Origin of the sequence: Massilia suwonensis (genome assembly GCF_042655665.1) — a bacterium.
GTDB lineage: Bacteria > Pseudomonadota > Gammaproteobacteria > Burkholderiales > Burkholderiaceae_D > Telluria > Telluria suwonensis.
The window spans coordinates 75516-89228 of record NZ_JBHSMR010000013.1; the positions used below are offsets into that span (position 1 = coordinate 75516).

The following is a 13713-nucleotide window of genomic DNA, read 5'->3' on the forward strand; positions in this document are numbered from 1 at the left end:
GGACCTACTGCGCCGGCACGAACACCGGTGACGCGGGTGGCGGCGCCGTCGGCACACCATCCGCACGCGGATGTTCCTCCCCCTCTACATCGTCGGTGAGATAAGGCTGCTCCGGCTGCGCCAGCGTCGCCGGATCGATGTCGATCGTGCGGTACTGCGGCATCTCCGCAAACTCCGCATAGATCCAGTCGTCGTTCTCGCGCAGCACGCCCTCCGGCTGTTCGCGTTCGACCTGCGGCTTCTTCGCCAGCGCCACCTGCATGTAGTCCATCCAGATCGGCAGCGCCAGCGTCGCGCCGAACTCTCGCCCGCCCAGCGAACGCGGCTCGTCGTAACCCATCCAGGCCACCGCCACCACGTTGGCGCCGTAGCCTGCGAACCAGCCGTCGATGGCGTCGCTGGTGGTGCCGGTCTTGCCGGCGATATCGGTGCGGCCGAGGCGCTTGGTGGCGGCCGCGCCGGTGCCGTAGCGGGTCACGTCGCGCAGCATGCTGTCGGTGACGAAGGCATTGCGGGCGTCCAGCACGCGCGCGCTGTCCTGGCGCGGCGCCGGCGGTTTGTTCTCGACGAGCACCGTGCCGTCGCCGTCCTCGATGCGCGTGATCAGGTAGGGCTTCACGCTGTAGCCGCCGTTGGCGAAGACGGCATAGGCGCCCGCCATCTGCAGCGGCGTCACGGCGCCGGTGCCCAGCGCCAGCGTCAGGTTCTTCGGATGGCGCGCCAGGTCGAAGCCGAACTTGCCGAGGAAATCGTGGGTGTAGGGCACCTCCAGTGCGCGCAACAGGCGCACGGTCGGCACGTTCTTCGAATGCGCGAGCGAATAGCGCATCGTGATCGGGCCGTCGAAGACGCCGTCGTCGTTCTGCGGCGACCAGTCGGCGCCCGCGTTCTCGCCCGGCATGACCAGCTCCTGGTCGAGGATCAGGGTGCCCGGGTTGTAGCCCTTGTCCAGCGCCGCCGAATACACGAAGGGCTTGATCGCCGAACCCGGCTGGCGCCAGGCCTGCGTGACGTGGTTGAACTTCTGCAGGTTGTAATCGAAGCCGCCGACCAGGGCCTGGTAGGCGCCGGTGTCGGCGTCGAGCGCTACGAAAGCGGCTGCCACCAGCGGGACCTGGGTGATGCCCCAGGCATCCTTATCTTTGCCACCAAGTTTGCTGATGCGGACCACCGCGCCTGGCGCGATGCGCTGCGCTTCCTTGGCCTTCTCCGACAGGCCGCTTGCTGCGAACTTCAGGCCCGCGCCCGTGATCGTGATGACGTCGCCGTCGATGTTCTCGACCTTCACCGATTTCGACGAAGCCGCGATCACCACCGCCGGCTCCAGACCGTCGCTCGACGGACGCTTCTGCAGCGCCTCGACGATCGCTTCCTCGCGCTCTTCCTTGTCCTCGGGGAGAACGATGCGCATTTCCGGGCCGCGGTAGCCGTGGCGGCTGTCGTAGGCCAGTACGTTGCGCCGCACCGAATCGTAGGCCGCTTCCTGGGCTTTCGAATCGATGGTGGTGATCACCTTGATGCCGCGCGTGTAGCTCGCTTCGGCGTACTGGGCAAACACCACCTGGCGCGCGAGTTCCGCCACGTACTGGGCGTGGGTGCCGAATTCCTGCGGTTTCGAATGCACGCGCAGCGGTTCGGCCACGGCTTGCGCGTACTGGGCCTCGTCGATGTCGCCGAGATCGCGCAGGCGGCGCAGCACCTGCTCCTGGCGGACCTTGGCGCGCTTCGGGTTCACGGCCGGGTTGTGGCGCGCGGGATTTTGCGGCAGGCCGGCCAGCATCGCCGTTTCGGCGATCGTCAACTGGTCGAGCTTCTTGCCGAAATAGCTGCGCGCGGCGCTGGCGAAGCCGTAGGAGCGCTGGCCCAGGTAGATCTGGTTCATGTACAGCTCGAGGATCTGGTCCTTGGTCAGCGCATCCTCGATCTTGTAGGCCAGGACGATTTCATTCAACTTCCGCGACAGGACCTTTTCCTTCGACAGGAAGAAATTGCGCGCCACCTGCATCGTGATGGTCGAGGCGCCGCCCGAGCCGAAGCCGCCGGTGACGTTGGACTTGACGGCGCGCGCCGCGCCCATCCAGTCGATGCCCTTGTGCTCGTAGAATCGCGCGTCCTCGATGGCCAGCACGGCTTTCTTCATCATCGGCGGGATCTGGGCGATCGGCACGAAGTCGCGGTGCTCCTCGCCGAATTCGCCGATCAGCTGCTTGTCGGCCGTGTAGATGCGCAGCGGGATCTTCGGCTTGTAGTCGGTGACGGCGTCGATCGAGGGAACGTTCGGGACGATCGCCATCAGGAACCACACGGCGACGCAGGCGACGACGAGGACGATGGCGGCGAGGGCGAAGAAAATGAAACCTTGCTGACGACGGACGGGCTTATTCAAAACGGTGTTCTCCTGCTGTGGGCATGCGCAAAAGGCAGGCCCGGCGGCGCATTATAATCCGCTTTCTTTCAGCTTCCGCATATGCCATAGTCACGCCTTCAGGCTCCCCTAAGAAAGCCTGGCACTCCAGAATTAAGGAAACCGATGCCCTACGATCCTGCTCCCGCGCCCGTCAAGCCGTACATACCGGCGACGGCCAATCTCCCCGAATTCACCATCCGCGCCCTGGTCATGGGCGTCGTGCTGGGCATGGTGTTCGGCGCTTCCTCGCTTTACCTGGTACTGAAAGTCGGCCTGACCGTCAGCGCCTCGATCCCGGTCGCGGTGATCGCCATCACCCTGTTCGGGATGTTCAAGAAGATGGGCGGGCGCGAGTCCACCATCCTGGAAAACAGCATCACGCAGACGGCCGGTTCGGCCGGCGAATCGCTCGCCTTCGGCCTGGGCGTGACCATGCCGGCGATTATGATCCTCGGCTTCGACCTCGAAATCTCGCGCGTGATGCTGGTCGGCGTGCTGGGCGGCCTGCTCGGCATCCTGATGATGATTCCGATGCGCCGCACGATGATCGTCGACGCCCACCGCGAACTGAAATACCCGGAAGGCACGGCCTGCGCCGAGGTGCTGAAGGCCGCCGCCACCGACACCTCGCGCGAAGCGGCGGGCGAAGTGCGTGAAGCCGGTTCGGACGCGGCGCGCGATGCGAAGCGGCGCGCCGCCGTCATCTTCGGCGGCTTCGGCCTGGGCCTGCTGTACAAGGTCGCCAATGTCTCCTTCAAGGGCTGGAAGGACGTCGCCAACTTCGAATTCGGCGCGCCCCTGAAAGCCGGTTCGGCCGGCGCCGAGATCTCGCCGGAACTGGTGGGCGTCGGCTACATCATCGGCCCGCGCATCGCCTTCACGATGGCGGCCGGCGGCGTGCTGTCCTATCTGATGCTGATCCCGATGATCAAGTTCTTCGGCGAGCTGCTGACCGTGCCGGTCTCGCCGGGAACGATGCTGATCAAGGACATGTCGCCGGACGACATCCGCGACGCCTATGTGCTCTACATCGGCGCCGGCGCGGTCGCCGCGGGCGGCCTGATCTCGCTGGTGCGTTCGCTGCCTTCGATCTGGAAGGGCCTGAAGGGCGGCCTGGCCGGAGTCGGCGCAAATAAGGGCGGCGCCAAGACCAGCGCGCAAGCGACGCAGCGCACCGACCAGGACATTCCCTTCAAATGGGTCGCGATCGGCTGCCTCGCCATCATCGCGATCATTACCGTCGCCACGCCGCTGCACATGAACCTGCTGGGCGCGCTGCTGATCCTCGTGTTCGGCTTCCTGTTCGCCACCGTGTCCTCGCGCCTGACGGGCGAAGTCGGCTCCTCCTCGAACCCGATCTCGGGCATGGCGGTGGCCACCTTGCTGTTCACCTGCCTGATCTTCCTGCTGATGGGCTGGACGGGCGGCCGTTACTACGTCACCGCCTTATCGGTCGGCGCCATCGTCTGCATCGCGGCGAGTAACGCCGGCACCACCTCGCAAGACCTGAAGACCGGCTTCCTGGTCGGCTCGACGCCGAAGCTGCAGCAGTACGCGATCCTGTGCGGCGCCTTCGCCTCGGCCCTGATCCTGGGCCCGATCCTGCTGAAGCTGAACGATGCAGGCACCGTCTACGTGCCGGCGGCCCAGGTCGCGCCGAACGTCACGGTGGACGCCTCGAAGCTGACCGAAACGGCGCAGCTGCAAGGCCCGCAGGCGGAATCCGACAACAAGACCTATAAAGTCTGGCGCAAGACCGACACGGTGGGCGGGCCTGAAGGTAAATACCTGGTCGGCGAGGACGGCAAGCTGGCCTACCTGGTCGACCCGGGCATCAACGGCCACCACCACACCCGTCCGGACGGTACCGAAGTGAAGAAATACGACGCGCCGAAGGCCGTGCTGATCTCCTACATCATCAAGGGCATCCTCGACCAGCAGCTGCCGTGGACGCTGGTGCTGTTCGGCGTGATGATCTCGGTGGTGCTGGAAATGGCCGGCATCCAGGCGCTGGCCTTCTCGGTGGGCGTCTACCTGCCGCTGGTGTCGACGCTGCCGATCGCGGTCGGCGGCGCGGTGCGCTGGGCGGCCGACCGCCGCAACAACAAGCTGCCGCAGTACGCCAAGCTCAACGACGAAGAGCGCGTCGCCGCGGGCGACCGCAGCTGGGGCACGCTGCTGGCCTCGGGCTATATCGCCGGTGGGGCGCTGGCGGGCATCATCATTGCGATTACGGCGGGGGTGATGACCAACTTCGACAGCACGATGGCGAAGTGGGCGGAGGCGTCGAATCCGTTCTTTGCGGGGCCGGATGCGGATCTGCTGTCCTTGATCCCGTATGCGGCGATCGTGCTGCTGCTGTACTGGGTGGCGCGGGAGAAGCCGCAGCAGTAAAAGAAACGGGCGCTTTCACAGCGCCCGTTTTTTTGTGGTGGCCCTTGTCGAAGGGCGCGTGGCCGCATTCGGTGAACGCGTGGAGTCAGGACTCCACCCTACGATCTGTGATGCGCGTAGGGTGGAGTCCCGACTCCACGCGTTTGCATCGGTCGAGCAGACGCGCCCTAAACAAACGCCAGATCGTGCTGCCGAATCACATTATCCAGCCACATGTCCGTGTGACTGAACCTGAACCCCAGCTGCGCCGCGCGGCCCGTATCGAGCACCAGCGCTTCCGGCGAATCGAAGGGCGACAACACCCCCGGCGCCATGCCCGCGACTTGCTGCGTGCGCGAAGGCGCATCCAGCACGTCCGCCACGCGCTCGTACAAGGCATGTGCCGACAGCGCCCCCTGCGACGCCGCATTCACCGGTCCGGTAAAGCTCTGCGACCCCACCCAGTCCAGGAAGGCCGCCGCCTCCTGCGTCCCGATGAAGGAGAGCTGCGCCTGTGCGTCCGTATAACGCAAGGCCATGCTCGAGCGCAGCGCGTCCACATACCAGGACAGCCGCCCCGTGAATTCCTCCGGCCCGCCCAACACGTGCGCCAGGCGCGCCGTCACCAGGGGCAGGGAGCCGTCGCGGTAGAGATAGGCCTCGGCCTGCACCTTGCCCGCGACATAGCTCTCGACCGCGCGCTTCGGGTCGTGCCAGGGATACTGCGTGTCGATGCGCTGGGCCAGTACCGGCAGGTCGGATTCGAGCAGGGCGCCGCCGGAGGGCTGCACGCCGCGGTAGACGTCGATCGTGGAAGTCATCACGTAGCGCCCGACCTTGCCGGCGAAGGTACGCACGGCGATGGCGGCATCCAGCGGGCTGTAGCACATCTGGTCGAACACGAGGTCGTAGCGCTTGCCGGCGAAAGCGGCGCGCATGGCCGTTTCGTTGCGGCGGTCGACGCGGATGCGCTCGATGCGGCTGCCGAACGGGTCGGGGGCGTAGCCGCGGGTGGCGATCGTCACCCGGTGGCCGGCGCGCACGAGGCGCTGCACCAGCAGCTTGCCGAAATAGCGGGTCCCGCCGATCACCAATATATCCTTGTGCATGGCTTCTCCTTGACGAATCGGATATATTTTGTGCTCAGCAACAAATTCGCACAACCGAGAAAAAGTGAGCGCTATGAATAAGAATAGTTTATGCATGGAGGCGCCATGAAACCCTTGCGCAGTCTCTCCGGGTTCATCGATTTCGAGTGTGCGGCGCGCTGGGGCAGCTTCAAGCTGGCCGCGCGCGAGCTGCACAAGACGCCGGCGGCGGTCAGCCTGCAGGTGAAACAGCTGGAAGAAGCGGTCGGCTTTCCCTTGTTCGTGCGCCACCCGCGCCACATCGCCCTGACCGCCAAGGGCGAGGAATTGTCGATCGCAGTCGGGCGCATGCTGGCCGACCTGCGCGCGAAAGTCGGAGCCCTGCAGCGCGGCGACGAGGAGTCGGTGCTGCGCATCTCGACCACGCACTCGTTCGCGATCAAGTGGCTGGTGCCGCGCATGCACCGCTTTACCAAGCTGTATCCGGAACTCGACATCCGCATCGATTCGAACGATGCCCCGGTTGACCTGGAAGCCGACACCACCGACGTCGCCGTGCGCTACGGCTCGGTGCGCGACGGCGATCCCTCGACCCTGTTTCGCGAGCGCCTGGTGCCCGTCTACAGCCCCGAGCTCCTGGCCCCGGACCAGGCCGCGCTGACCCTGGCGGACCTGAACAACTGGCCGCTGCTGTGCGAGAAGTCGCCCGAGCGCTGGCTGCAGCTGCTCAACGAGAACCGGGCCTTGAAAGGGGACTACGATTTTTCGCGCGCCTACAGCCACTGGGGGGTACTGGTGCAGGCCGCCGTGGCGGGGCAGGGCGTGGCCCTGGTGCCTTACGGGATCGCCTGCCAGGACATCGCTTCCGGTGCGCTGCGCCAGATCGCCTGCAAGAGCGCGCGCTTCGAGCAGGGCTACCGCTTCCTCGCCAATCCGCACAAGGAAAACATGGGCAAGGTGCAGCGCTTCCGGGCCTGGATCGAGGAGGAGATGGCGCAGATGGAGCTGGCGCTGGACAGGAGGCCCAGGAGCGCCGGCGCGCCGCAATAAAAAACGGCAGCCGAGGCTGCCGTTTTGCTTGAAGCGAAAGAAGAATTACTTCACGCCGTGCATCAGCTTCTGGATCAGCGGTGCGATCAGGAACAGCAGGATGCCGCCGCCCACCAGCGACCAGAAGCCGAAGGTGTAGCCGTCCAGCGCCGAGGCGATCGACATGCCCGATTCGCCCGATACGTGCGAGGCGAAGATGCCCGACAGGTTGTTGCCGATACCGGTCGACAGGAACCAGCCGCCCATGCCCAGGCCGACCAGGCGCACCGGCGCCAGCTTGGTGACCATCGACAGGCCGATCGGCGACAGGCACAGCTCGCCCACCGACTGGATGAAGTAGACCGAGAACAGGGTCCAGAACGGGATCTTGCCGGCGTCGTCGACCAGGGTCGACAGCGCGTACATCAGCAGGCCGAAGGCCAGGCCGTTGAAGATCAGGCCCAGGCCGAACTTGCGCGGGATCGACGGGTTGGCGTTGCGGCGGCCCAGCATCACCCAGATGGCGGCGATGATCGGGGCAAACGCGATGATGGCGACCGAGTTCACGCTCTGGAACCAGGCGACCGGGAAGATGAAGCCGTTCAGGTCGCGGTCGACGATCTGGTCGGCCAGGAAGGTGAAGGAGCTGCCGGCCTGTTCGAAGAACATCCAGAACAGGATGTTGAAGGCGAAGATGATCATCATGGCGATGGTCTTGTCGCGCGCCACTTTGCCGTTACGGATGCCTTCGATCATCAGCATGACGGCGAGCAGGACGAACAGCACGGTCAGGATGCCCTGGATGGTGCCGGCGCCGAGTTTCAGCAGGAAGTACACGACCGGGATCACGACGATGCTGCCGATGATGACGGCCAGCGGACGGCCCATGCCTTCGGCCTGCGGCTCCGGGCGGCCGATGCCGGCCAGGGTCTTGCGGCCGATGTAGAACCACACGAGGCTGATCAGCATGCCGATACCGGACGCGAAGAACACGACCTTGTAGGCCGGCGTGGTGCCGTCGCCCAGCTTCTGCGCGAGGATCTGGGTCAGGATCGGGGCGATGAAGGCGCCCGCGTTGATGCCCATGTAGAAGATGGTGAAGCCGGAATCGCGGCGGGTGTCGGCCATGCTGTAGAGCTTGCCGACCATGGTCGAGATGTTCGGCTTGAACATGCCGTTACCGACGATGATGGTGGCCAGGCCCAGCTTGAAGACGTCCTGGTTCGGGATCGTGATCATGAACAGGCCGGCCGCCATGAAGACGGCGCCGATCAGGATCGAACGCTGGTAGCCGATCACGCGGTCGGCGATCAGGCCGCCGAAGACGGCGCCGGCGTACACCAGCGCGAGGTAGGAACCATAGGTCAGGTTGGCGTCGGCCTGGCCCACGCCGCTGCCGCCGTAGAACTGGGCGACGATGTAGAGCACGAGGGCCCAACGGATGCCGTAGAAAGCGAAGCGTTCCCAGAATTCGGTCATGAACAGCATCCACAGCGGTGCTGGGTGACCCATGATCTGTTTGAACTCTGGAATGGCGACTTCTTTGCCGGGTGTAGCTGCTGCTCCGCTCATGCGGGTCCCTCCGAAAATAGAGTTTTGAGAACGACTGTTTTATGGAAATGCAGGATATACAGACATTTCCAGCTGGGACGCATTTTAGAGGAATTTGCTTACCTCAAGAAAAATTTTTGTCATTGTGGTAAACACGCGCGCGGATGGTGCGTCCACGCACGATGACGTTGCCTGATTGCACAATTGACGCGCACGCGCCGGCGTCCCCGGCGCCTTTGTCGTATATTGGTGAAACGGCCAGCATTATTTCCGGAAGCCTTTATTCCCGGCGCATTAGAAAGGAAGAACTGCATGAACTACGAAGTCATCGATACCCTGATTTCCCCCGAAGGCCGGCTCGAAGTGCTGTCGAAGGCCGAAGTGGCCAAGCTGCTCGATACCAGCCAGGGCGGCCTCTACAATATTTTCCGCAAGTGCGCGCTCGCGGTCCTGAACTGCGGCAGTTCGATCGACGACGGCAAGGAACTGCTCGAGCGCTACAGCAGCTTCGAGATCAGCATCATCCAGCGCGAGCGCGGCATCAAGCTCGACATCCGCGGCGCCCCGGCCATCGCTTTCGTCGACGGCAAGATGATCAAGGGCATCCACGAACACCTGTTCGCCGTCCTGCGCGACATCGTCTACGTCCATTTCGAGATCACCGAAAACCCGAAATTCAACCTGAGCAAACCGGAAGGCATCACCGACGCGGTGTTCCACATCCTGCGCAACGCCAACGTCCTGCAGCCGCAGCGCAATCCGAACCTGGTCGTGTGCTGGGGCGGCCACTCGATCAACCGCATCGAATACAACTATTCGAAAGAAGTCGGCTACGCCCTCGGCCTGCGCGAACTCGACATCTGCACCGGCTGCGGCCCGGGCGCGATGAAGGGCCCGATGAAGGGCGCGGCCATCGGCCACTCCAAGCAGCGCCTTCACGGCGGACGCTACCTCGGCATCTCCGAACCCGGCATCATCGCCGCCGAATCGCCGAACCCGATCGTCAACGACCTGGTCATCATGCCGGACATCGAGAAGCGCCTGGAAGCCTTTGTCCGCACCGGCCACGGCATCGTCGTGTTCCCGGGCGGCGCCGGCACCGCCGAAGAGATCCTCTACATCCTCGGCATCCTGCTCCATCCGGACAATGCCGAGATGCCGTTCCCGCTGGTGTTTACGGGGCCGGCGACGGCGCGCGAATACTTCGAACAGATCGACGGCTTCATCGCCCACACGCTGGGCCCGCGCGCCCAGGCGCGCTACAAGATCATCATCGACGACCCGGACGCGGTCGCGCGCGAGATGCACGCCGGGATCAAGCTGGTGCGCGAGTACCGCAAGGAAAAGAGCGACGCCTATTACTTCAACTGGCGCCTGAAGATCGACCAGGAATTCCAGAAGCCCTTCAAGCCGACCCACGAGAACATGCGCAACCTGTCGCTGCACAAGAACCAGGAGACGCACCTGCTGGCCGCGAACCTGCGCCGGGCGTTTTCGGGGGTGGTGGCGGGGAACGTGAAGGAAGAAGGGATCCGCGAGATCGAGAAGCACGGGAAGTACGAGATCCACGGGGATCCGGACATCATGGGGCCGATGGATGCGCTGCTGGCGTCGTTCGTGGAGCAGAGCCGCATGAAACTGCCGGGCAAGGCGTATGTGCCTTGCTATACGATCGTTCAATAGAGCGGGCGCCGGGACGTAAGGTGGGCGGGTTCCCCGCCCACGCGGTATCGGGACGGGCGCCGATGTCGTGTTCGACGATCTCGCCGCCACGTATCGCCGCGTGGGCGGGAGACCCGCCCACCTTACGCCACAACCGCAGCCAACAAAAGAAACGGGACGCCTTGGCGTCCCGTTTCTTATCCGATCAAGCGATCAGTCTTCCTTACGCAAGTGCGGGAACAACAGCACGTCGCGAATATTCGGCGAATCCGTCAGGATCATGATCAAACGGTCGATGCCGATACCGCAGCCACCGGCCGGCGGCATGCCGTATTCCAGCGCGCGGATGTAGTCGGCGTCGTAGTACATCGCCTCTTCGTCCCCGGCATCCTTGGCTTCCACCTGCGACAGGAAACGCGCCGCCTGGTCTTCCGGATCGTTCAGCTCGGAGAAGCCGTTGGCGATCTCGCGGCCCACCATGAAGAGCTCGAAACGCTCGGTGATGCCGTCACGGCTGTCGGAGGCGCGCGCCAGCGGCGAGACTTCGACCGGGTAGTCGATGATGAAGGTCGGCTCCCACAGCTGGGCTTCGGCCGTCTCTTCGAACAGGGCCAGCTGCAGCGCGCCCAGGCCCGCGGTGGCGAAAGGCTTGACGCCGAACTTCTTCAGCTCCGCCTTGATGAACTCGGCGTCGTCCAGCTGCTCGGCCGTGTAGTGCGGCGCGTAGGTGTTGATCGCCTGGACGATGGTCAGGCGGCGGAACGGCTTCGACAGGTCGAGCTCGCGGCCGCCGTAGTTCAACACGGCCGTGCCCTGGGCGTCGATCGCCGCCTGGCGGATCACGGCTTCGGTGAAGTCCATGATCCAGCTGTAGTCGGTGTAGGCCGCGTAGAACTCCATCATCGTGAATTCAGGATTGTGACGGATCGACACGCCCTCGTTACGGAAGTTGCGGTTCACCTCGAACACGCGGTCGAAGCCGCCGACCACCAGGCGCTTCAGGTACAGCTCGGGCGCGATACGCAGGAACATCTGCATGTCGAGCGCGTTGTGGTGGGTGATGAAAGGCTTGGCCGCGGCGCCGCCCGGAATTGGGTGCAGCATCGGGGTCTCGACTTCCATGAAGCCGTTCTTTTCCATGAAGCGGCGCATCGACGACAGCGCGGCGGTACGCGCCTTGAAGGTGCGGCGCGTCTCTTCGTTCATGATCAGGTCGACGTAGCGCTGGCGATATTTCGTCTCCTGGTCCGCCAGGCCGTGGAATTTATCGGGCAGCGGGCGCAGCGACTTGGTCACCAGGCGCAGGGTCGTCACCTTGATGGTCAGCTCGTCGACCTTGGTCTTGAACAGCGTGCCTTCCACGCCCAGGATGTCGCCCAGGTCGTAGGTGCGGAAGGCTTCCATCGCGGCTTCGCCGGTGGCGTCCAGGGTCACGTAGATCTGGATGCGGCCGTCGGCGCGCACGCCCGACGAATCCTGCAGCGTGGCGAAAGCGGCCTTCTTGCCGGCTTCGCGTTTCAGCATCATGCGGCCGGCCAGCACCACGGGGATGGCTTTTTCTTCCAGCTCCTCACGCGACAGGGCGCCGTACTGCTCGACCAGTTCGGCCGCCTTGTGCTGCGGCTTGAAGTCGTTCGGGAAGGCGACGCCTTTTTCACGAATGGCGGCCAGCTTGGCGCGGCGCTCGGTCATGATCTTGTTTTCATCGGACGCCGCCGGTGGTGCAGATGCGGCAGGCGTCGTGTTCTCTTGGTTTTCCGTAGTCATGGTTGGTTCAACTCTTGTTGGTTTGTTCAGGCGAAGAGCGATTCGAGCGACAGGCTCTCGAAATCGTCGACGATGGCGATCACGTTGTCGAATTCGGCGAAAGCTTCGCGCGGCAGGGTCGTGGTGATCACCACCACGCGCATGCCGGCGCGGCGCGCGGCTTCCACGCCCAGGGGCGCATCTTCGAAGACGATGCAGTCGGCCGGTTCGGCGCCGCAGCGTTTCGCCGCTTCCAGGAACACGTCCGGATGCGGTTTCCCGCGCGGGACGTCCGTGGCGCCGACGATCGTTTCGAAATGGCGGCGCAGGTCCAGGCCGTCGAGCGTGAACTCGACGTTGGCCGGCGGCGCGGCGGTACCGACCGCGAGTGCGATCCCCTGCGAGCGCGCGTCGGCGATCAGGTCTTCGAAGCCTGCGACGGCCTTCAGGTGCGGCGCATACAGCTCGCGGTACACGGCTTCCTTCTCGTGGTTGAGCACGGCGACTTCATCGTCGTCCAGGTGCTCGCCCATGTGGGAACGGATGATCTCCTTGCCCTGGCGACCGGCCGTGGTGCGGAAGAATTCGTCCGCATCAATGGCGCGGCCGCGGCGCTCGAAGAAGGTGATCCACGATTGCGTATGGAAGGCCATGTTGTCGACGATGGTGCCGTCCATGTCGAAGATCAGGGCACGCTTTGCCATCATGCGCTCGCGCCCGCACCGACGCCCTGCTTCAGCGAGGCCGAGATGAAATCGTCCAGGTCGCCGTCCAGCACGTTCTTGGTGTTGCCGGTCTCGAAGCCGGTACGCAAGTCCTTGATGCGCGACTGGTCGAGCACGTAGGAACGGATCTGGTGGCCCCAGCCGACGTCGGTCTTCGAGTCTTCCAGCTTCTGCTGCTCGCTCATGCGCTTGCGCATCTCGAGTTCGAACAGCTTCGCACGCAGCATGTCGAAGGCTTCGGCCTTGTTGCGGTGCTGGGAACGGTCGTTCTGGCACTGCACGACGATGCCCGACGGGGCGTGCGTCAGGCGCACCGCGGAGTCGGTCTTGTTGATGTGCTGGCCGCCGGCGCCCGACGCGCGGTAGGTATCGATGCGCACGTCGGCCGGGTTGATCTCGATCTCGAAGGATTCGTCGACTTCCGGATACACGAACAGCGAGGTGAACGAGGTGTGGCGGCCATTGGCCGAGTCGAACGGCGACTTGCGGACCAGGCGGTGCACGCCGGTCTCGGTGCGCAGGTGGCCGTAGGCGTACTCGCCCTCGACCTTGATGGTCGCGGTCTTGATGCCGGCAACCTCGCCCTCGGACATTTCCATCACCTCGGCCTTGAAGCCCTTGCGCTCGCAGTAGCGCAGGTACTGGCGCAGCAGCATCGAGGCCCAGTCCTGGGCTTCGGTGCCGCCGGCGCCGGCCTGGATGTCGATGAAGCAGTTCGCATGGTCCATCGGGTTGCTGAACATGCGGCGGAATTCCATCTGCTCGATGACGGTCTTGATGCCTTCGAGGTCGGCTTCGACCGCCTCGATGGTGTCGTCGTCGCCTTCTTCGCGGCCCATCTCGAACAGGTCGGCACTGTCCGCGAGGTCGGCTTTCGCCTTCTCGAGCGTGAGCACGACGCCTTCGAGCGCCTTCTTTTCTTTACCGAGATCCAGCGCCCGTTTCTGGTCGTTCCAGACGGTCGGATCTTCGAGTTCTTCGTTGACCTGCTCTAGTTTCTCTGCCTTCCGATCGAAGTCAAAGATACCTCCGAAGTTCGGCTTCGCGACCGGTGAGGTCGTTCAGCAGGGCGGCGATGGCGTTGATGCGTTCAGCTTCCATGATCTTGGCATTTTTAATGAGTTGAATCGAA

General features: G+C 64.2%; 9 protein-coding genes. 3 read left to right on the forward strand and 6 right to left on the reverse strand.

What is annotated here, in order from left to right; all coding sequences use genetic code 11:
- Positions 1-4: 4 nt before the first annotated feature.
- On the reverse strand, positions 5-2386 hold the full coding sequence (locus tag ACFPQ5_RS08270) for a penicillin-binding protein 1A (protein ID WP_379753415.1): 2382 nt from the start codon (positions 2384-2386) through the stop codon (positions 5-7).
- Positions 2387-2530: 144 nt separating this feature from the next.
- On the opposite strand from ACFPQ5_RS08270, the gene ACFPQ5_RS08275 reads away from it, so the two are divergent.
- The gene (locus ACFPQ5_RS08275; RefSeq protein ID WP_379753418.1) at positions 2531-4801 is read left to right on the forward strand and encodes an OPT family oligopeptide transporter; all 2271 of its coding nucleotides are present in this window, start codon (positions 2531-2533) and stop codon (positions 4799-4801) included.
- Between the two features lie 167 nt (positions 4802-4968).
- Here ACFPQ5_RS08275 and ACFPQ5_RS08280 read toward each other — a convergent pair whose 3' ends face one another.
- A complete protein-coding gene (locus ACFPQ5_RS08280) occupies positions 4969-5889 on the reverse strand; it encodes an NAD-dependent epimerase/dehydratase family protein (protein WP_379753421.1) in 921 nt (306 codons plus the stop codon).
- A gap of 105 nt (positions 5890-5994) precedes the next feature.
- On the opposite strand from ACFPQ5_RS08280, the gene ACFPQ5_RS08285 reads away from it, so the two are divergent.
- Entirely contained in the window at positions 5995-6918 is a 924-nt protein-coding gene (locus tag ACFPQ5_RS08285) for a LysR substrate-binding domain-containing protein (RefSeq protein ID WP_379753424.1), read from the forward strand.
- Positions 6919-6963: 45 nt separating this feature from the next.
- Here the strand turns inward: ACFPQ5_RS08285 and ACFPQ5_RS08290 are convergent, their stop codons facing one another.
- Positions 6964-8469 (reverse strand): peptide MFS transporter, encoded by a 1506-nt coding sequence (locus tag ACFPQ5_RS08290; RefSeq protein WP_379753427.1) that lies wholly within the window; start codon positions 8467-8469, stop codon positions 6964-6966.
- A 291-nt stretch (positions 8470-8760) separates the two neighbouring features.
- Between ACFPQ5_RS08290 and ppnN the strand changes: the two genes are divergently transcribed.
- Positions 8761-10131, forward strand: coding sequence for a nucleotide 5'-monophosphate nucleosidase PpnN (gene ppnN, locus ACFPQ5_RS08295; protein WP_379753430.1), 1371 nt, complete (start codon positions 8761-8763; stop codon positions 10129-10131).
- A 192-nt stretch (positions 10132-10323) separates the two neighbouring features.
- Here ppnN and lysS read toward each other — a convergent pair whose 3' ends face one another.
- The 3 genes from lysS to prfB form a co-directional block, all read right to left on the reverse strand.
- Positions 10324-11877, reverse strand: a complete 1554-nt coding sequence (gene lysS, locus ACFPQ5_RS08300; protein ID WP_379753433.1) for a lysine--tRNA ligase — start codon at positions 11875-11877, stop codon at positions 10324-10326.
- A 26-nt stretch (positions 11878-11903) separates the two neighbouring features.
- Positions 11904-12560, reverse strand: coding sequence for an HAD family hydrolase (locus ACFPQ5_RS08305; protein WP_379760038.1), 657 nt, complete (start codon positions 12558-12560; stop codon positions 11904-11906).
- Positions 12560-13682 (reverse strand): peptide chain release factor 2 gene (prfB, locus tag ACFPQ5_RS08310; RefSeq protein WP_379753436.1). Its coding sequence is split into 2 segments (ribosomal slippage): positions 12560-13600 and positions 13602-13682, totalling 1122 coding nucleotides; the frame shifts between segments, so codons are not numbered across the junction. Before prfB ends, ACFPQ5_RS08305 begins: the two co-directional genes overlap by 1 nt.
- Between the last annotated feature and the right edge of the window lie 31 nt (positions 13683-13713).

Bases quoted from the DNA above. Each gene is read 5' to 3' on its own strand.
- ACFPQ5_RS08285 (WP_379753424.1), top strand. From the start codon at position 5,995: ATGAAACCCTTGCGCAGTCTCTCCGGGTTCATCGATTTCGAGTGTGCG.
- ppnN (WP_379753430.1), top strand. From the start codon at position 8,761: ATGAACTACGAAGTCATCGATACCCTGATTTCCCCCGAAGGCCGGCTC.
- lysS (WP_379753433.1), bottom strand. From the start codon at position 11,877: ATGACTACGGAAAACCAAGAGAACACGACGCCTGCCGCATCTGCACCA.
- ACFPQ5_RS08290 (WP_379753427.1), bottom strand. From the start codon at position 8,469: ATGAGCGGAGCAGCAGCTACACCCGGCAAAGAAGTCGCCATTCCAGAG.
- ACFPQ5_RS08305 (WP_379760038.1), bottom strand. From the start codon at position 12,560: ATGGCAAAGCGTGCCCTGATCTTCGACATGGACGGCACCATCGTCGAC.
- ACFPQ5_RS08280 (WP_379753421.1), bottom strand. From the start codon at position 5,889: ATGCACAAGGATATATTGGTGATCGGCGGGACCCGCTATTTCGGCAAG.
- ACFPQ5_RS08275 (WP_379753418.1), top strand. From the start codon at position 2,531: ATGCCCTACGATCCTGCTCCCGCGCCCGTCAAGCCGTACATACCGGCG.